The 19524-nt window shown below is 65.1% G+C and carries 17 protein-coding genes; 1 reads left to right on the top strand and 16 read right to left on the bottom strand.

Going from position 1 to position 19524, the window contains the following annotated elements; genetic code table 11:
• Positions 1-119 precede the first annotated feature (119 nt).
• The 10 genes from AC07XB_RS24665 to AC07XB_RS24620 form a co-directional block, all read right to left on the bottom strand.
• Positions 120-377 carry a BolA family protein gene (locus AC07XB_RS24665; RefSeq protein ID WP_043352389.1) on the bottom strand — a complete coding sequence of 86 codons (258 nt, stop codon included), beginning with the start codon at positions 375-377 and terminating at the stop codon, positions 120-122.
• A gap of 81 nt (positions 378-458) precedes the next feature.
• The gene (locus AC07XB_RS24660) at positions 459-1229 is read right to left on the bottom strand and encodes an ABC transporter permease (RefSeq protein WP_416050396.1); all 771 of its coding nucleotides are present in this window, start codon (positions 1227-1229) and stop codon (positions 459-461) included.
• A gap of 56 nt (positions 1230-1285) precedes the next feature.
• Positions 1286-2239 carry an ABC transporter ATP-binding protein gene (locus AC07XB_RS24655; protein WP_150985711.1) on the bottom strand — a complete coding sequence of 318 codons (954 nt, stop codon included), beginning with the start codon at positions 2237-2239 and terminating at the stop codon, positions 1286-1288.
• A 247-nt stretch (positions 2240-2486) separates the two neighbouring features.
• The gene (locus AC07XB_RS24650) at positions 2487-2867 is read right to left on the bottom strand and encodes an STAS domain-containing protein (RefSeq protein WP_492830507.1); all 381 of its coding nucleotides are present in this window, start codon (positions 2865-2867) and stop codon (positions 2487-2489) included.
• A 55-nt stretch (positions 2868-2922) separates the two neighbouring features.
• Positions 2923-3546 carry an MlaC/ttg2D family ABC transporter substrate-binding protein gene (locus AC07XB_RS24645; protein WP_150985713.1) on the bottom strand — a complete coding sequence of 208 codons (624 nt, stop codon included), beginning with the start codon at positions 3544-3546 and terminating at the stop codon, positions 2923-2925.
• 203 nt (positions 3547-3749) lie between these two features.
• Entirely contained in the window at positions 3750-4580 is an 831-nt protein-coding gene (locus tag AC07XB_RS24640; RefSeq protein ID WP_492373461.1) for an MlaA family lipoprotein, read from the bottom strand.
• Complete coding sequence (gene mlaD, locus AC07XB_RS24635) at positions 4577-5104, bottom strand: outer membrane lipid asymmetry maintenance protein MlaD (RefSeq protein WP_043352390.1); 528 nt, start codon at positions 5102-5104, stop codon at positions 4577-4579. Before mlaD ends, AC07XB_RS24640 begins: the two co-directional genes overlap by 4 nt.
• Positions 5105-5153: 49 nt before the next feature.
• Positions 5154-5930, bottom strand: coding sequence for a lipid asymmetry maintenance ABC transporter permease subunit MlaE (gene mlaE / locus AC07XB_RS24630; protein WP_492373460.1), 777 nt, complete (start codon positions 5928-5930; stop codon positions 5154-5156).
• Positions 5927-6748: an ABC transporter ATP-binding protein gene (locus AC07XB_RS24625; RefSeq protein WP_492373459.1), complete on the bottom strand. Its 822-nt coding sequence runs from the start codon at positions 6746-6748 to the stop codon at positions 5927-5929. The genes mlaE and AC07XB_RS24625 overlap by 4 nt, the downstream gene beginning before the upstream one ends.
• A 151-nt stretch (positions 6749-6899) precedes the next feature.
• On the bottom strand, positions 6900-7940 hold the full coding sequence (locus AC07XB_RS24620) for a tripartite tricarboxylate transporter substrate binding protein (RefSeq protein ID WP_492373485.1): 1041 nt from the start codon (positions 7938-7940) through the stop codon (positions 6900-6902).
• 295 nt (positions 7941-8235) lie between these two features.
• Between AC07XB_RS24620 and AC07XB_RS24615 the strand changes: the two genes are divergently transcribed.
• Complete coding sequence (locus AC07XB_RS24615; RefSeq protein ID WP_492373458.1) at positions 8236-8772, top strand: GNAT family N-acetyltransferase; 537 nt, start codon at positions 8236-8238, stop codon at positions 8770-8772.
• A gap of 91 nt (positions 8773-8863) precedes the next feature.
• On the opposite strand, the gene AC07XB_RS24610 is transcribed toward AC07XB_RS24615, so the two are convergent.
• The 6 genes from AC07XB_RS24610 to AC07XB_RS24585 form a co-directional block, all read right to left on the bottom strand.
• The gene (locus tag AC07XB_RS24610) at positions 8864-10327 is read right to left on the bottom strand and encodes a glutamate synthase subunit beta (RefSeq protein WP_441637855.1); all 1464 of its coding nucleotides are present in this window, start codon (positions 10325-10327) and stop codon (positions 8864-8866) included.
• Between the two features lie 133 nt (positions 10328-10460).
• A complete protein-coding gene (locus tag AC07XB_RS24605) occupies positions 10461-15242 on the bottom strand; it encodes a glutamate synthase-related protein (protein ID WP_492373457.1) in 4782 nt (1593 codons plus the stop codon).
• 379 nt (positions 15243-15621) lie between these two features.
• Positions 15622-16344 carry a transposase gene (locus tag AC07XB_RS24600; protein ID WP_492373456.1) on the bottom strand — a complete coding sequence of 241 codons (723 nt, stop codon included), beginning with the start codon at positions 16342-16344 and terminating at the stop codon, positions 15622-15624.
• A 121-nt stretch (positions 16345-16465) separates the two neighbouring features.
• A complete protein-coding gene (locus tag AC07XB_RS24595) occupies positions 16466-17602 on the bottom strand; it encodes a deoxyguanosinetriphosphate triphosphohydrolase (RefSeq protein ID WP_492373455.1) in 1137 nt (378 codons plus the stop codon).
• Between the two features lie 75 nt (positions 17603-17677).
• The gene (aroB, locus tag AC07XB_RS24590) at positions 17678-18784 is read right to left on the bottom strand and encodes a 3-dehydroquinate synthase (RefSeq protein WP_150985724.1); all 1107 of its coding nucleotides are present in this window, start codon (positions 18782-18784) and stop codon (positions 17678-17680) included.
• Positions 18771-19385, bottom strand: coding sequence for a shikimate kinase (locus AC07XB_RS24585; protein WP_043350282.1), 615 nt, complete (start codon positions 19383-19385; stop codon positions 18771-18773). Before AC07XB_RS24585 ends, aroB begins: the two co-directional genes overlap by 14 nt.
• Positions 19386-19524: the final 139 nt, after the last annotated feature.

The raw sequence follows: 19524 nt of genomic DNA, 5'->3' as shown, positions 1-19524 counted from the left end.
GATACCCGTGGGCCGCCGCGCGAGTGGCGCGGACCCTGATTGTCATGTCCGGCCTGTCGGGCGGCCAGCTTGTTGGTCCGTATTTATTCGTGCGAGTCCGCCTTGTTCCGGCGCTTAGCTTACTGCTTTCCCTCGCCCGCCTGCGCCTGCCATTCGGCCGGCGTCAGCGTCTTCATCGACAGTGCGTGGATCTCGGCGCGCATGCGGTCGCCCAGCGCGGCATAGACCTGCTGGTGCCGCTGGATCAGGCGCTTGCCGTCAAACTGGGCGCTGACGATGGTGGCAAAGAAGTGCTGGCCGTCGCCCTCCACTTCCAGGTGTTCGCAGGACAGCCCTTGGGCGATGTAGTCACTGACTTGTTGGGGTGTAGGCAGCATGATGGTCTTTTCGCGTTGATTCGCTTACGGTTCCGGATCTGGATAGATGGGCTCTTGGCGTTCTGCTCTTGTGGGTAGCGTTCAGTGGCGCAGCTTGTAGCCGCTCTTGAGCAGCTGCAGCGCGACCGTGGCAAGCACCACGAAAGCCGTACCCACGACTGCGAGGCTGAAGGCCGGCGCCACGTCGGAGACGCCAAAGAAGCCATAGCGGAAGCCGTCGATCATGTAGAAGAACGGATTGGCGTGCGACACCGCTTGCCAGAAGGGAGGCAGCGAGTGGATCGAATAAAACACGCCGGACAAGAAGGTGGCCGGCATGATCAGGAAGTTCTGGAAGGCCGCAAGCTGGTCGAATTTCTCGGCCCAGATCCCGGCGATCAGCCCCAGCGTGCCAAGGATCGCCGCGCCCAGCACGGCAAACACCAGGATCCACGCGATGTTGGCGAAATGCAGGTTGGCGAACCAGGCCGTCACCAGCAACACGCCCAGGCCCACGGCCAAGCCGCGCACGATGGACGCCACCACATAGGCGCCGAACATTTCCCAGTGCGACAGCGGCGGCAGCATGATGAACACCAGGTTGCCGGTGATTTTGGACTGGATCAGCGACGACGAACTATTGGCAAAGGCGTTCTGCAGCACGCTCATCATCACCAGCCCCGGCACCAGGAAAGCGGTATAGCTGATCTGGTCGTACACCTTCACGCGGTTCTCAAGCACGTGGCCGAAGATCAACAGGTACAGGATCGCGGTGAGCACCGGCGCCGCCACGGTCTGGAAGCTGACCTTCCAGAAACGCAGCACTTCCTTGTAGAGCAGCGTGCGAAAGCCTACCAGCCCTCCCACCGCCATCGGCGCAAGGTGGGTGTTGATGGCGTCCTGCGTGCCGTCGAATTCGGTTGGCATCTTCATGCTGCAGCCTCCACCGCCGTATCCGGCAACGCGCCCGGCATGTGACCTTCGCGCCGCATGATCTGCACGAACACGTCCTCCAGGTCTGCCTTGTTGATTTCCATGTCTTCGATTTCGCAGCCGGCCTCGCGGCAGGCGGCCAGGATCGGTTCCACCGCCGGGTAGCCCGACAGCCGCAGCCGCACCGCGCGTTCGCCCGGGTTGGAGGAAGGCATGCGCAGCGGCTCAAGCGTGGCCGGCAAGGTACCACGGGAAAATGTCAGCGCCAGCTGCAGCCCGGCGAACTGGCTCAGCAGGTTGCTGGTGCGGTCCAGCGCCACCACCTCGCCGAACTTGAGCATGGCGATGCGATCACACAGCGCCTCCGCCTCTTCCAGGTAGTGCGTGGTCAGGATGATGGTGTGGCCCTCGCGATTCAGGCGTGAAATGAACTTCCACAGCGTTTGGCGCAACTCCACGTCAACCCCGGCGGTGGGCTCGTCGAGCACGATGACCGGCGGCCGGTGCACCAGCGCCTGGGCCACCAGCACGCGGCGCTTCATGCCGCCGGAGAGCTGGCGCATGTTGGCGTCGGCCTTGTTGGTGAGATCGAGGTTGGCCATGATCTCGTCGATCCAGTCGTCATTGCGGGTCAGGCCGAAGTAGCCGGACTGCAGGCGCAGCGTCTCGCGCACCGTGAAGAAGGGATCGAAGACCAGTTCCTGCGGCACCACACCCAACATGCGCCGCGCCAGCCGGTAATCGGACACCACGTCGTGGCCGAGCACGCTGACGCTGCCGGAATCGGCACGGTTCAGGCCCGCCAGGATGGAGATCAGCGTGGTCTTGCCTGCACCGTTGGGGCCGAGCAGGCCGAAGAATTCGCCCCGCTCGACGGTGAAGCTGACGCCCTTGAGCGCTTGCAGGTTGCGGTAGCGCTTGCGAACGTCTTTGAGTTCGATGGCTTTCATGGCCGGATACTGTTTGGCAGGCGCGTAGGGCTCTTGTGGGCTCGCACGCCGGCCTCCTTGAAATGGCGGGGACCGCCTGGGTGCTTCGACCGTGTCTTGTCCGTGCCTTATATGCCGGAACGGTCGAACAACCCGGAATTATAGGGGATGCGGGAGCAGTCCCGCTTTGAGCGCGAGGCGTGGCGCGAGCCATCGCCCGGGCATCGCGGTAGCAAGCGCAGATCAGCAGCTTGCCACGGATGCCGGTTCAATGTCGGTGGGAAACGGTGTCTTGCGCGCGCCGCGCGCCCGTGGCGCCCGCCTGGGCGCCGAGTTGCAGCAGGGAATCGACGCCGTACAGCGTGGCCAGCTCAGCCAGCTGGGCCGGTACGCCGACGAACACGAGCGACTGGCCGCGGCTGGCGGCATCGCGCTGCCAGGCCAGCAGCACCGCGACGGCAGCGGAGTCGACCTGGGTCAGCTTGCCGCAGTCCACCTGGGCTTCGCCCTGGGCCAGGCGTGCCAGCCCGTCACGCAGCACGGCGGCGGCGTTGCGGTTGGTCAGCGAGGTGTCGAGCGAAAGCATCTGGCAGCGGTCCGGGGATGCGGGTCTGGAAAAAAGCACTCCCGCAGGTTCGGGAGTGCTCATTGTAGAACACTTCGGCCAGCCATGCTGAGCCTGCCGCTCAGGCAGGCTCGCAGGCTCAGTTCTTGGCGTTGGCGAGCTGGCGGTTGCGGTCCTGCAGCGTCTTGATCACACCGTCCACGCCCTGCTGGCCTACGATGGTGTTGAAGCTACCCTTGTAGGCCTCGGTCAGCCAGGCGCCCAGCACGTTGATGTCGTAGACCTTCCAGCCTTGCGGGGTCTTCTCGAGGCGGTAATCGAGCTGGATCGGCTCGCCCTTGTTGATGACCTGGGTGCGAATGGTGGCATCGGTATCGTCCGGGCTGCCGCGGTACGGACGGAACTGCACGCTCTGGTCGCGAATCTGCGCGATGGCGCCCGAATAGGTGCGGATCAGCAGGGTCTTGAACTCGTCGGTGATCTGCTTTTGCTGCTCGGGCGTGGCCTTGGACCAGTTGCGGCCCATGGCGATCTGCGTGGTCTTCTGGAAATTCGCGTTGGGCAGGATCTTCTGCTCCACCAGCGCCGAGATCTTGCCGATGTTCCCGGCCTGCATGTCCTTGTCCGCCTTGACCGAAGTCATCACGTCGCTGACCACGGCCTTGACCAGCCCGTCGGGCGTGCTGGCATCCTGCGATTGGGCGTGGGCGGCGCCGGAAAAGGCAACCACGGTAAGAAAAGGCAGCAACAGTCGCTTCAGCATATTTCGTCCTTATCAATTCGATAACGCAGGGACACCGAGGTACGGCATCCTAGCGCGTCCCGGCACCAAGGCCGGCAATGGTCATGCGCCGAGTTGGAGTTCGGGCAAGGCCTGGGAGTTCGCGGTGCCGGAGCTTCCGACACCACTTTTTCATACTTTGTTGCACCACTCACAGCGGCGACACGAGCCGCGGCAAAACCCACTCAGCGCAGACGGAAATTGCCGATATTGCCGGGCATCTGCACTGGCGGCGTGGGTAGCGCCTGGTTTTCCTGCGTGGCATCCGGCGGCGGGGTGGTCGGCACGGTATCGTCGCTCTCCGGCGGGTTGCCGTCATAGATCTGGTACTCGCGGCGCTGCAGGTACGCATCGCGCATGAAGGCGTACTTGTCGAGCGCCGCCATCTCGATCAGGCCCGTGGCGCCAAGCAGCGAAGCCCGGGTGTTGACGACACGCACCCCGAACAGCGAGTTGCGCAGCCACACGGGATCGATATACGCCGACGGATCAATCTGGCGGTCGACCAGCATGCCAGCGGTATCGCGCACCGTGCTCGGCCCGAACAGCGGCAGCACCAGGTACGGGCCGGCCGGCACGCCCCATACGCCCAAGGTCTGGCCGAAGTCTTCCTTGTACTTCGGCAAGCCCGCCGGCGTGGCGATGTCGATCAGCCCGCCGATGCCCAGCACGCTGTTGATGGCCACGCGCATGGTGTCTTCCGCGGCGCGGGTGGGCTTGCCCTGGAGCAGGTTGTTGACGGCCGAGTAGACATCGCTGACGTTGGAGAAAGCGTTGTCGATCGCGGTGCGGATCGGCGATGGAACGTAATCTGCGTACACCTGGGCAACCGGGCGCAGCACGGTCCTGTCGACGGCGTCGTTGACCTTGAAGACTTCCCGGTTGAAGGGCTCGATAGGATCCTTCGGGTTGGCGGTCGGGCCAGTGGCGCAACCTGCCGCCAGCCATGCAACCGATGCTGCCAGCAAGCAGTTTCGTCCCACGCGCCAGCGCGCGGCAGCACGCCTGCCGGTCATTTCACCACCCCCGCCGCGCCGCTGGCGGCTCCAGCGGCAGCGCCGCCGGCATTGTTGCCACCCGCCCCGGCATCGGCGGCCTTGTTATACAGGAACTGCCCGATCAGGTTTTCCAGCACCACGGCCGACTGCGTCATGGTGATGCGCGAGCCTTCAGCCAGCATGGCGGTGTCGCCGCCCGCCTCAAGGCCCAGGTACTGCTCCCCGAGCAAGCCCGAGGTCAGGATCTTGGCCGAGGTGTCCTTGGGAAACTGGTAGCGCTTTTCCAGGTTGAGCGTCACGGTCGCCTGGTAGGTCTTGTCGTCGAAGCGGATATCCGCCACGCGGCCCACCACCACGCCGGCGCTCTTGACCGGGGCGCGCGGCTTCAGGCCGCCGATATTATCGAAGCGCGCCTGCACCGAGTAGGTGTCCTGGAACGACAGGGCACTCATGTTGCCGGCCTTGAGCGCCAGGAACAGCAGCGCCACGAAACCCGCCACAACAAACAGCCCAACCCAGAAATCGAGTGTATTTCTTTTCATCTGCGTCTCTTCTTCAAGTACTCCGGCTCCGCCGACCGCACCGGCCAAGTCAGCTGAACATCAGCGCAGTCAGCAGGAAATCCAGCGCCAGCACCGCCAGCGAGGCAATCACCACGGTGCGCGTGGTGGCATGCGATACGCCTTCCGGCGTCGGCTTGGCCTGATAGCCCTGGTACAACGCTATAAACGTCACCGCGACGCCAAAAATGAAGCTCTTTATGACGCCATTGAGCACGTCATTGCGAACATCCACCCCGTTTTGCATCTGCGACCAGAACGCGCCCGCGTCCACGCCGATCATCTGCACCCCGACCACATAGCCACCAAGGATGCCAACGGCGCTGAAAATTGCCGCCAGCACCGGCATGGCAACCACGCCAGCCCAGAAGCGCGGCGCGATCACGCGCTGTAGCGGATTGACCGCCATCATTTCCATGGCGGTGAGTTGCTCACCCGCCTTCATCAGGCCGATCTCGGCGGTCAGTGACGTGCCGGCGCGGCCGGCGAACAGCAGCGCCGTCACCACCGGGCCCAGCTCGCGCACCAGCGACAGCGCCACCAGCAGCCCTAGCGCCTGCTCGGAGCCGTAGCGATTTAGCGTGTAATAACCCTGCAAACCCAGCACGAAGCCGACAAACAGGCCTGAGACCGCAATGATCACCAGCGACAGGTTGCCGACAAAGAAAATCTGGTCGCTCACCAGCCGGAAGCGGCGCAGCAGCGCCGGAGACATCGCCAGTACCGTGAAAAACATGCGCGTGGCATGACCCAGGCCGCTGACCGACTGCCGCACCGCGGAGCCGATGCTCGTGAAAAATCCCATCATCGTCCCGCCCCGCTCACGAAGTCCTCGGCCAGCGACGGCCCCGGATAATGGAACGGGACCGGGCCGTCAGGCTCGGCATGGACGAACTGGTGCACGAAGGGATCCGTCGAGGCACGCAGGGCCTCGGGCTCGCCTTCGGCGGCAATGCGGCCATTGGCAATGAAATAGACGTAGTCGGCGATGAGAAAGGTCTCGTTGACGTCATGCGACACGATGATGGTAGTGGCCCCCAGCGCGTCGTTCAGGCTGCGGATCAGTCGCGCGGTCAGGCCCAGCGAGATCGGGTCGAGGCCGGCAAAAGGCTCGTCGTACATCAGCAGGGCTGGATCGAGCGCGATCGCACGGGCCAGTGCCACCCGGCGCGCCATGCCGCCGGAGATCTCCGACGGCATCAGCTCGCGCGCGCCGCGCAGGCCGACGGCGTTGAGCTTCATCAGCACCAGGTCGCGGATCATCGACTCGGGCAAGTCGGTATGTTCGCGCAACGGGAAGGCAACGTTGTCGAACACGGAGAGATCGGTGAACAAAGCACCAAACTGGAACAGCATGCCCATCTGCCGCCGCACTGCGTACAGGTCATTGCGGTCCAGGGTCGGGATATTGGCGCCGTTGAAGAGCACCTGGCCGCTCTGCGGCCTGACCTGGCCGCCGATCAGGCGCATCACGGTGGTCTTTCCGCAGCCGGAGCCGCCCATGACGGCCACCACCTTGCCACGCGGGAAGCGCATGCTAAGGCCCGACAGGATTGGCTTGCCGCCCGCCGCATAGGCGAAATCGACAGATTTGAGCTCGACGAGGTTTGAGGCGGAATCGGTCACGTTGGCACCGTGTTAGGCAGTCCGCCATTATAAGGGCTACTACCTAGCGCTGCCCGAGGCAGTGTGGCGCAATCCACATCCACTCAACGCAAATAATTGTTTCATCACATTTGAGTTGCGGACTTCGGTCATCTCTGCCAAAAGGCGAAGCTTAGGGTTCAGTGGGCCCGCCAGTTTGCCGCAAGATGACCTGCCACTGGATCGACTCCGACCGGATCGCCGTCGCAAAGGCTTCCGGCGAATCGCGCAACGGCGTCAGGCCCGCCGCCAGCAGGCGATCCCGCACCTCGCGCTCACCCATGACGCCATCCAGCTCGCTGGCGATCCGCGCCACGATGGCATGCGGGGTCTTGGCCGGGGCAATGACGCCGTACCAGGCTCCCGCGCCATAGCCATCCACCCCCGACTCCTGCAGCGTGGGCACCGTGGGCGCCAGTTGCGAACGCGCCACACCAGTCACGCCGAGCAGGCGCAAATTGCCGCTCTTGACCTGGGCCTGCACGGAAGCAAACGCGCAGAAGCAAGCGCTGACGCGCCCGGCCAGCATCTCCTGCACCACCGCCGCCTCGCCCTTGGCCGTAACCAGCGGCACCCCGTTCGGCACACCATGCACAGCGTATTGGGCATAAAGGTGCGAGGGGCTGCCGGCCTGGCCGGAACCGTAGCTGTAGGATCCCGGACTGGCATTAACCGCAGCGAGCCATTGCTGCGGCGTGCGCATCGGCAGGCGCGCATCGATCACCAGGAACAGCGGCATGGTCGCGACCCGCGCTACAGGCGTGAAGTCGCGCACTACGTCATAAGGCACCGGCTCCAGGCCCGGCTGGATCAGCATGGTGGCCTGGTGGAACAGCAGGGTATGCCCGTCGGAACTGGCCTTGGCCACCACGTCTCCCGCCGTGGTGCCGCCCGCACCGGGCCGGTTGTCGACGTCGACCGGCACGCCGAGGCGTACCGTCAGGCGCTCGGCCAGCAGGCGCGCCACGGCATCCGGCACGCTGCCGGCCGGAAAAGGCACGATCAGGCGAATGGGGCGGACGGGAAACGATATCGGGCGCGCAAACGCTGCCGGCGCCGGGGTAGCCGGCACGGAGGCCGGCCGGGCCAGGCCGGGCCCGCTCGCGGCAAGCAGCAGGGCAGCAAGGAACAGCGGATGCCAGGCGTGCAGAAACAACTGCAGACAAGCCGGCATGGCAGCGGGGTGAAGCAACTTCGCCTTACCTCGCCAAAGCCGCGAAACAATGCGCACTTCGGACATCAATTCCTCCGGGCCACTGGCATCGCCGTGGCGTCTTGATCGGCTGAAAAGGGATTAGCGAGGCAGTCTTTATTTTCTTTGTTTTAATTGTCAGGTCATTCTACGAAGAATGCCCAAAACCGCACAGACCACGTTAACCATAGCCGGGACAACCCTGTGAGCATGGCTGGGCGCGGATCTCCGGGCATCCACGGCGCCTGTGCTTCGACGCCGCCTATAATCGCCCGTCATGCGTGAATACACTCCTCGGCCCATGCTGGCCACCGACCTGCCCGCCGTGCTGGAAATTCAGGCCCAGTGCTATCGCGGCATGCTGCTCGAGTCCGCCGCAGCCCTCGGCAGCCGCCTGGCGCTGTCGCCCGCCACTTGCTGGGTGGCCGCCGGCCGGGACGGCGAGCTGGCAGCCTATCTGTTTACCCACATGTGGCCCCAGGACAGCCTGCCGGCACTCGACGAGGTACTGGAGCGGCATTGGGAACGCGATGGTAAGCCGGCCAGCACCCTGACCTGGTTCGTGCACGATATGGCGGTAGCACCCGCGGGCCAGGGCCGCGGCCTGGCGCCAACGCTCTACGCCGCGGCCCGCGCGGCCGCGCTCGCTGCCGGATTGCGCTCGTCGCGGCTGGTCGCCGTGCAATCGGCTGCGGCATGGTGGCGCAGACTCGGGTACGAGAATCTGACGCCTCCCAGCGCTGCCGTGTCCGCCAAACTGTCGGCTTACGGCGACGATGCCGTGCTGATGGGCCGTACGCTGCAGCCAGGCTGAGCGCACCCATGAAAAAACCCGCCCGGCTTGCGCGGGGCGGGTCTTGTGGCGCGAGCAACGCGTCACGGCATCAGCAAAGCCATGGCGCAGATCAGCGCGGCAGCTCGGAATGCCCCATCAGGAAGGCATCGACCGAACGCGCGGCCTGGCGGCCTTCGCGGATCGCCCACACCACCAGCGACTGGCCGCGGCGCACGTCGCCAGCGGCGAACACCTTGGGCACGTTGGTGTGATACGCACGATCGCCTTCGGTGCTGGCACGGGCGTTCTTGCGCGCATCGGTATCCACGCCAAAAGCGGAGAGCAGCGAGCCCACCGGGTTGGTGAAGCCCATGGCCAGCAGCACGAGATCCGCCTTGAGGATGAACTCGCTGTCCGGCACTTCCTGCATCTTGCCGTCCTTCCATTCGACGCGGCAGGCCTTGAGCGCGGTGATTTTGCCGTTCTCGCCAATGAACTCCTTGGTGGCGACCGACCAGTCGCGGTTGCAACCTTCGTCGTGCGAGGACGAGGTGCGCAGCTTGATCGGCCAGTACGGCCACACCAGCGCCTTGTTCTCTTCTTCCGGCGGCTGCGGCAGCAGCTCGAACTGAATGATCGATTCCGCGCCGTGGCGGTTCGACGTACCCACGCAGTCGGAGCCGGTATCGCCGCCACCGATCACGATCACGTGCTTGCCATCGGCGCGCAGCGCGTTGGGCTCGTCGCCGGCCACTTCCTTGTTCTGCGGGATCAGGAATTCCAGCGCGTAATGGATACCGTCGAGATCGCGCCCCGGGACCGGCAGGTCGCGCGGCACTTCCGAGCCACCCGCCAGCACCACGGCGTCGAACTGGTCCTGCAGGGCCTGCGCCGAGATGGTCTCACGCGCATAGTTCTTGATGCCGGCCGGCAGTTCGCCGTCGGTCACCATCACGCCGGCACGGAAGGTCACGCCTTCGGCCTGCATCTGTTCCATGCGGCGGTCGATCAGCCACTTCTCAAGCTTGAAGTCGGGGATGCCATAGCGCAGCAGGCCACCGATGCGGTCGTTCTTCTCGAACACGGTCACATCATGGCCGGCGCGCGCCAGTTGCTGGGCGACGGCCATGCCGGCAGGGCCGGAGCCAACCACGGCAACGGTCTTGCCGGTCTTGTGCTTGGGCGGCTGCGGGGCAACCCAGCCTTCTTCCCAGGCCTTGTCGATGATGGCGTGCTCGATCGACTTGATGCCGACCGGTGCTTCGTTGATGCCCAGCGTGCAGGCAGCTTCGCACGGTGCCGGGCAGATGCGGCCCGTGAACTCGGGAAAGTTGTTGGTCTGGTGCAGCACCTCGATCGCCGACTTCCAGTCCTGGCGATACACCAGGTCGTTGAAGTCGGGGATGATGTTGTTGACCGGGCAGCCGTTGTTGCAGAACGGGATGCCGCAGTCCATGCAGCGCGCGCCCTGGATCTTCGCTTCGCTGTCGGACAGCGCGAATACGAATTCCTTGTAGTGCTTCACGCGCTTGGTTACGGGCTCGTAACCTTCGTTCTGGCGCGGAAATTCGAGAAAGCCAGTCGCCTTACCCATGTTGCGTCCTTGGTCATGCTGAGCGGCACCGGCGCATGCGCCGGCCCCGCTGTGAGGTCAGTATCTTGTGAGGCCGGCGCGAATCCGCGACAGCGCTCATGCTTGGTCGGGCTCGCTGCCCTGCCCTTGGGGCTCAGGCGGCGATGGCTTCCCGGTCGCTGTCTTTCGCTTCCTGCTCCTTGGCGTACATCTCGCCCAGTGCGCGCTTGTACTCGGTCGGGAAGACCTTGACGAACTTGCGGCGTGCCGTGGTCCAGTCGGCCAGCAATGCTTTGGCGCGCTCTGAGCCCGTGAAGCGGAAATGCTGCTCGATCAAGCCCTTGAGGATGATTTCGTCAAGCTGGCGCTGCCCGCCCATCTTGTGCCAGGAAGCGGGCGACTGGCCCTTCTCCTGGTCGGCCGCGGCCAGCACCGTTTCCAGTGCCACCATCGAGGTGTTGCAGCGCTTGTCGAACAGGCCGTCCTCGTCATAGACATAGGCCATGCCGCCCGACATGCCGGCCGCGAAGTTGCGCCCGGTGCCGCCCAGCACCACCACGGTGCCGCCGGTCATGTACTCGCAGCCATGGTCGCCCGTGCCTTCCACCACCGCGGCCGCGCCGGAGTTGCGCACCGCGAAGCGCTCACCCGCCACGCCATTGAAGAAGGCCTCGCCGGCAATCGCGCCGTACAGCACGGTGTTGCCCACGATGATGTTGCGTGTCGGGTCGCCGCGGAACTCATGCGGAGCGCGCACGATCACGCGGCCGCCGGACAGGCCCTTACCCACGTAGTCGTTGCCGTCGCCCACCAGGTCCAGCGTGACGCCGTGCGCCAGGAACGCGCCGAAGGACTGGCCGGCGGTGCCTTGCAACTGGATGTGGATGGTGTCGTCAGGCAGGCCTTCATGGCCGTACTGCTTGGCCACCACGCCCGAGAGCATCGCACCGACGGTACGGTTGACGTTCTTCACCGGCTGGATGAACGACACGCGCTCACCCTTGTCGATGGCCAGGCGAGCCTTGGCGATCAGCACGTGGTCCAGCGCCTTGCCGGCTTCCAGCGACAGGCCGTGGTCCTGCACGTCGGTATGGAAGCGCGGCACCTCGGCGGGGAACGGTGCCTGGTAGAACACGCGGGTGAAATCAAGGCCGCGCGCCTTCCAGTGCTCGATGCCGGGCTTGGTGTCGAGCAGATCGGCGCGGCCGATCAGCTCGTCGAACGTGCGGATGCCCAGTTGCGCCATGATCTCGCGGGCTTCTTCGGCGATGAAGAAGAAGAAGTTCACCACGTGCTCTGGCTTGCCCTGGAATTTCGCGCGCAGCGCCGGATCCTGCGTCGCCACGCCCACCGGGCAGGTGTTCAGGTGGCACTTGCGCATCATGATGCAGCCTTCGGCCACCAGCGGTGCGGTAGCGAAGCCGAACTCGTCGGCGCCCAGCAGCGCGCCGATGACGACGTCGCGGCCGGTCTTCATCTGGCCGTCGGCCTGCACGCGGATACGGTTGCGCAAGCCGTTGAGCATCAGCGTCTGCTGCGTCTCGGCCAGGCCCAGCTCCCACGGCGTGCCGGCGTGCTTGATCGACGACAGCGGCGATGCGCCGGTGCCGCCGTCATGGCCGGCGATCACCACGTGATCGGCCTTGGCCTTGGCCACGCCCGCGGCCACAGTGCCCACGCCCACTTCGGACACGAGCTTGACCGAGATATCGGAGGCCGGATTGACGTTCTTCAGGTCGTGGATCAGCTGCGCCAGATCTTCGATCGAGTAGATGTCATGGTGTGGAGGCGGCGAGATCAGGCCCACACCCGGCACCGAGTAACGCAGCTTGCCGATGTAGTCCGAGACCTTGTGGCCGGGCAGCTGGCCACCTTCGCCGGGCTTGGCGCCCTGTGCCATCTTGATCTGGATCTGGTCGGCGGACGCCAGGTATTCGGCGGTCACGCCGAAACGGCCCGAGGCCACCTGCTTGATCTTCGAGCGCAGCGAGTCGCCAGCCTGCAGTTCCTGGTCGCGCACCACGGCTTCGGTGCCCAGCAGGCCCTGCAGCGTGTCGCCTTGCTTGATGGGGATGCCGCGCAGCTCGTTGCGGTAGCGGTTCGCGTCCTCGCCGCCTTCACCGGTGTTGGACTTGCCGCCGATGCGGTTCATCGCGACGGCCAGCGTGGCGTGGGCTTCGGTGGAAATCGAGCCCAGCGACATGGCGCCGGTGGCAAAGCGCTTGACGATCTCCTTGGCCGGTTCCACTTCTTCCAGCGCAATGGCGCGGGTCGGATCGACCTTGAACTCGAACAGGCCGCGCAGCGTCATGTGACGGCGGCTCTGGTCGTTGATGATGTTGGCGTATTCCTTGTACGTCTGGTACGCGCCCTTGCCGTCGTCGGCGCGCACGGCGTGCTGCAGCTTGGCCACCGAGTCCGGGGTCCACATATGCGCTTCGCCGCGAACGCGGTAAGCGTACTCGCCGCCAGTATCCAGCATGTTGTCCAGCACCGGGTTGTCGCCGAAGGCGTCCTGGTGCAGGCGCAGCGCTTCCTCGGCCACCTCGAAGATGCCGATGCCTTCGACATTCGTTGCGGTGCCATGGAAGTACTTCTGCACCAGCTCGCGCGACAAGCCAATGGCTTCAAAGATCTGCGCACCGGTGTACGACATGTAGGTGGAGATGCCCATCTTGGACATCACCTTCTGCAGGCCCTTGCCGATCGCCTTGACGAAGTTCTTGACCGCCTTCTCGGGCGACAGGTCGCCGGACAGGCCTTGTGCCATGTCGGCCAGCGTTTCCATCGCCAGGTACGGGTGCACGGCTTCGGCGCCGTAGCCGGCCAGCAGCGCGAAGTGATGCACCTCGCGCGCCGTGCCGGTTTCCACCACCAGGCCGGCCGAGGTACGCAGGCCCTTGTCCACCAGGTGGTGGTGGATGGCGGACGTTGCCAGCAGCGCGGGGATGGCCACGTGCTCCGCATCGACGCGGCGGTCCGACACGATCAGGATGTTGTAGCCCGAGCGCACGGCATCCACGGCTTCCGCGCACAGCGAGGCCAGGCGGGCTTCGATGCCTTCCTTGCCCCATGCCTGCGGGTAGCAGATGTTCAGTTCATACGAACGGAACTTACCGCCGGTGTAGTGCTCGATATTGCGGATCTTGGCGATGTCCTTGAAGTCCAGCACGGGCTGGGACACTTCGAGGCGCATCGGCGGGTTGATGTTGTTCAGCTCGAGCAGGTTGGGCTTGGGTCCGATGAAGGACACCAGCGACATCACCATGTTCTCGCGGATCGGGTCGATCGGCGGGTTGGTGACCTGGGCGAACAGCTGCTTGAAGTAGTGGTACAGCGTCTTGTTCTTGGACGACAGCACGGCCAGCGGGCTGTCATTGCCCATCGAGCCGGTGGCTTCCTCGCCGGCCAGCGCCATCGGTGCCATCAGGAACTTGACGTCTTCCTGCGTATAGCCGAAGGCTTGCTGGCGATCCAGCAGGCGTGCGTCCGGCTTCTTCTCGGCAGCCACGTCCTCGGGCTTGGCATCCAGCTCGTCGAGCTTGATGCGCACGGCGTCGATCCAGCTCTTGTAGGGCTTGGCGTTGGCCAGGTTGTCCTTGAGTTCCTTGTCGTCGATGATGCGGCCTTGCTCCATGTCGATCAGGAACATCTTGCCCGGCTGGAGGCGCCATTTCTGCACGATGCGCGACTCGGGGAACGGCAGCACGCCGGCTTCCGAAGCCAGCACCACGATGTCGTCCTCGGTCACGTAGAAACGTGCCGGGCGCAGGCCGTTACGGTCCAGCGTGGCGCCGATCTGGCGGCCATCGGTGAAGCAGATCGCGGCGGGGCCGTCCCACGGCTCCATCATGGCGGCGTGGTATTCGTAGAAGGCACGGCGGTTGTCGTCCATCATGGTGTGCTGTTCCCAGGCTTCCGGGATCATCATCATCATCGCGTGGACGAGCGGGTAGCCCGCCATCGTCAACAGTTCGAGGCAGTTGTCGAACGATGCGGTATCCGACTGGCCGGGGTAGATCAGCGGCCACAGCTTGGGCAGGTCGTCGCCCAGCACCGGCGACGAGATCGCGCCGGTCCGTGCGTTGACCCAGTTCACGTTGCCCTTGACCGTGTTGATTTCGCCGTTGTGGGCGACCATGCGGTACGGGTGGGCCAGTTCCCAGGCCGGGAAGGTGTTGGTGGAGAAGCGCTGGTGCACCAGGGCCAGGGCCGAGACGGCGCGCGGGTCCTGCAGGTCCAGGTAGTACTCGCCGACTTGCGTTGCCAGCAGCAGGCCCTTGTACACGACCGTGCGCGCCGACATCGACGGCACGAAGTATTCCTTGCCGTGCTTGAGCTTGAGCGCCTGGATGGCGTGGCTGGCGGTCTTGCGGATCACGTAGAGCTTACGTTCCAGCGCGTCCGTGGTCATGATGTCGCGGCCGCGACCAATGAAGATCTGGCGGATCACCGGCTCGGTGGTGCGCACCGTCGGCGACATCGGCATGGCGGCGTCCACCGGCACATCGCGCCAGCCCAGCACGACCTGGCCTTCCAGGCGCACGGTGCGCTCGAGCTCTTGCTCGCAGGCCAGGCGGGAGGCGTGCTCCTTCGGCAGGAAGATCATGCCCACGCCGTACTCGCCGGACGGCGGCAGGGTCACGCCCTGCTTGGCCATGTCTTCGCGATAGAACTGGTCCGGGATCTGGATCAGGATACCGGCACCGTCGCCCATCAGCGCATCGGCGCCGACCGCGCCGCGGTGATCCAGGTTTTCCAGGATCTTCAGGCCTTGCTGGACGATCTCGTGGCTCTTCTTGCCCTTGATATGAGCAACCATGCCGACGCCGCAGGCGTCTTTTTCATTGGCGGGGTCGTACATGCCCTGGGCTTGCGGACGCGAGGCAGGCGCGTGCGCGGCGGCGGCAGACTCTGCGGCCTGCGCTTGGGCCATCGTTTGCTTTGATTGGGATTGCGATTGGTCCACGGGCTTGATTCCGGTGAGGGCTGCGAGCCAGCAAGGCAGACCGGAACGGGGACCGCACTCTTCCACCGGGGCCGGTTGAAAACCGGGGACGGGGAACCAGAGAGACAGCGGGGCCGCAGCGGCGTACACAGGCGTGACGCGCCGCACAATGAATGTGGGTGGAGGAACTATAAAAGAATCGTACGCGTCCCGCAAAATTTTTAAATGGGGTCAGATCATAATAAGCCTCGCACCACAACGGGGATGGTCTTTATTTGGGGACAGATAAAGAATGGTGCATCGCGGGATGTGCATTATTGATCTCGCCGCGATCGAGGGCGCAGCGCTTCACAGGCCCGCCCCGAGGCTAGACCGCGTCCGGCTCGGACTCCCTGTCCATTGCGGACCGGCCCGCCGGGCGGCCCTTGGGCAACGGCTGCACGCGCCGCCCGCCCTGTCGCTCCAGCTGTGCAAGGAAGGCCGCGTCACCCAGAGGCCAGCCGCTATGCGCGTGGCTGCGAAGCGTGGCCAGGGTCATCGACGACAGCCCCTCGGCGGTGACGGCACGGTAATTGGATTGGCGCTCGAACGGCGTATTGCCCAGCGCCCAGTACGCAGAGTGATCGCTCACAAAGGGGCTGGCCTCAATGCCGGCGTGATGGCGATAGCTGCTCCAGCGATCCCCTTCGGCCGAAATCACCTCGCCGGCACGCACGGCGTTGCCCTCCACGTACTGCATGGCTGGCAGCATCCAGGCAGCGGGATCGAACACCGCCGAGCGAAAGCGGCCATCCCAAAGCGTGCCGGTACGGTCCGCCACCCGGTTGAAATAGCGCGCGTAGCGGCGCCCTACCGCTTGCATGGTGAGGCTGAGCGAATCGGCATGCCTGGGGGTTGCCACGAGGTGAACATGATTCGGCCGCAAGGCGTAGGCGTGGATCGCCAAGTCGTGCTCCCGCGCGGCCATGCGCAGGCAGTCCAGGTAGTGGAGGTAGTCGTCGGTGCCAAGGAAGACGGGCTGACGATTGTTGCCGCGTTGCAACACCAGTGCCGGCAGCGAAGCCGGAGAGAAACGAGGAAGTCGGGCCATGATGGGCGAAGGGAATCGGCGATAGGTGCTTGCCGCTCGGATGGCTTAAACGGAAGCGATGCCCGATGATAGCGTAGCCGCAGCCTGATCCGTCCCCAATTTTCCCGCTGGCCGCGCTGGCCTAACTGCCTTCGTCGACAGCAAAAATGCGGCGGTGCTCCCGGATCGCATAGCGGTCGGTCATGCCGGCGATGTAGTGCGAGATCAGCCGGGACGGGTCACGGCCTTGCCCCGCCTGATACTGCGGCGGCAGCAGGCGCGGATCCGCCATGAAGACATCGAACAGGTCGGTGATGATGCGCTGGGCCTTGGAGGACATACGCATCACCAGGTAATGGCGATAGAGATGGCGGAACAGGAAACGCTTGAGCGCCGCCGCTTCCTCGCGCACCGGCGCGCTGAAGGCCACCAGCGGGCCTGCAGCCCGCACGGCCTCGATGTTGCGCGGATTGGCGGCGGCAATGTTCTGGCTGGTGGTTTCGATCAGGTCGACGATCAGCGTGTTGATCATCCGGCGCACGGTTTCGTTGATCACGCGCCGCCCGTTGATACCGGGAAATGCCGCCATCGCCTCGGCGCGGTGGCGCCCCCACATCGGCACTTCGTCCATCTGCTCAAGCGTGAGCAGCCCCGAGCGCAGGCCGTCGTCGATATCGTGGTTGTTGTAGGCGATCTCGTCGGCAAGGTTGGCCAGCTGGGCCTCCAGCGAGGGCTGCGTTCCCTCCAGAAAACGCCGGCCCAGTTCGCCAAGCGCAGAGGCATTGACGCGCGAGCAATGCTTGAGCACGCCCTCACGGGTCTCGAACGTCAGGTTGAGCCCGTTGAAGCCGCCATAGCGCTCCTCCAGCTCATCCACCACCAGCAGGCTCTGCAGGTTGTGCTCGAAGCCGCCGTGGTTCTTCATGCAGTTGTTCAGCGCATCCTGGCCGGCATGGCCGAAGGGCGTGTGCCCAAGATCGTGCGCCAGCGAAATGGCTTCGACCAGGTCCTCGTTCAGGCGCAGGTTGCGGGCGATGGAGCGGGCGATCTGCGCCACTTCCAGGCTATGGGTGAGCCGGGTGCGGAACAGGTCACCTTCATGATTGACGAAGACCTGGGTCTTGTACTCGAGCCGCCGGAAGGCCGTGCTGTGGATGACGCGGTCGCGGTCGCGCTGGAATTCCGTGCGCGAGGACGAGGGCGGTTCGGCATGCACCCGCCCAAGTGTCTGCGCGGAGCGGGCGGCATAGGGAGCGAGATGGCTTTCGAGGTCGGTCATGCGGCAATCCGGTCAGGCGTGCGGCCGGGTGGCGGTGCGCCGCCCGGCTGGCGTTGCAAGGCACAACCGATCACGTCAGGCGACCGGCGCCTCGGTAGGCGGCCTGAGCACCGCGTGCTGCAAGGTAGCGCGCAGGTCAGGGTCTGGCACAGTGGTGATGAAGGCTTCGCCCAGCTTCCTGAGCAGGATGAACTTGATGCTGCCGGCTTCTGCCTTCTTGTCCACTTTCATCAGTTCAATGTAGCGGTCGGTGCCCAGTTCCGGCGCGACCACCGGCAGCATGGCGGCGCGGATAAGGTGCACCACGCGCGCGCGCGTTTCGGTGTCGATGAAGCCGAGCCGGTGCGACAGGTCCGCCGCCATCACCATCCCGCAACCTACGGCCTCGCCGTGCAGCCACTCGCCGTAGCCCATGCCTGCCTCGATCGCGTGGCCGAAGGTGTGGCCAAAATTAAGCATGGCGCGCAGGCCGCCCTCGCGCTCGTCCTGGGCCACCACCGCGGCCTTGATCTCGCAGGAGCGCTTGACCGCCAGCGCCATGATGTCCGGGTCGCAGGCGTTGAGCGCGCGGATATTGCGCTCGATCCAGCCGAAATACCCGGCGTCGGCCATGGCGCCGTGCTTGATCACCTCGGCCAGGCCCGCCGCGAGTTCGCGCTCCGGCAGCGTGCGCAGGGTGTCGATGTCGGCAATCACCGCATTGGGCTGGTGGAAGGCGCCGATCATGTTCTTGCCGAGCGGGTGATTGATGCCGGTCTTGCCGCCCACCGACGAATCCACCTGCGAGAGCAGGGTCGTGGGCACCTGCACGAACGGCACGCCGCGCATGTAGCAGGCAGCGGCGAACCCGGTCATGTCGCCCACCACGCCGCCGCCCAGGGCGATCAGCGTGGTCTTGCGGTCGGCGCCCGCGCTGAGCAGCGCGTCGAAGATCAGGTTGAGTGTTTCCCACTGCTTGAAGGCTTCGCCGTCGGGCAAGGTCACGGTGCGCACGGTCTTGCCGAGCGCCGCCAGGCTAGCCTGGACGCGGGCGGCGTACAGCGGCCCTACGGTCTCATTGGTGACGATGACGGCATGCTGGCCACGCACATGGGGGCGGAACAACTCAGTCTGGTCGAGCAGGCCGGTGCCGATATGGATGGGGTAGCTGCGCTCCCCAAGGCTGACTTCAAGGGTGATCATTGTGATTCTGGTCCTGCGCCGGGAGGTTGTCCGCGCACTCGCCGTCGGCCCCTTCGGGCTCTTCGGCGGCAACGGTGAAACCGGCCATTTCAAGTTGCATCAACACCATATTAGCAAGCTGCGCTACCGAAGGCTTGCCGGTTTCGATGATGAAATCCGCCACCTCGCGGTAAAGCGGGTCACGCTCGCCATAGAGCGTTTCCAGCCGTCCCTTGGGGTCTTCGGTCTGCAGCAGCGGGCGATTGCGGTCGTGGCGGGTGCGCAGCCACAGGTCGTGCGGGCTGGCGCGCAGGTAGACCACGGTGCCGCGCGCCTTCAGGTGCGCGCGATTCTCCGGGCGCAGCACGGCGCCGCCGCCGGTGGCCAGCACGATGCCGCGGCGCTGGGTCAGCTCGTCGATCGCCTGCGCCTCGCGGTCGCGAAAGCCCGCTTCGCCCTCGTGCTCGAAGATGATCGGGATACGCACGCCGCAACGCGCCTCGAGTTCATGATCCGAATCGAAGAACGGGTAATTCAGGCGCCGGGCCACGGTGCGGCCGACGGTGGTCTTGCCGGCACCCATCAGGCCGACAAAGAAAAGGTTCGGGCGGGTGACTGTCACTGGCGTGTCGGGCGGGAGCCGGGTCTCTGGCCGGCCCTCGCGGTGGAAAACTGCATCATCTTCTTATGTTGGGACGATCCGGGCAAGTGGCGAGGCGCAATCGGCACAAGGCAACCCGCCTCGCGACACGCCTTGCGCG

This window comes from Cupriavidus sp. GW821-FHT02F09 (assembly GCF_059421605.1).
The sequence above is the reverse complement of the archived record's forward strand: the minus strand, read 5'-3'. Positions and strand labels throughout refer to the sequence as shown.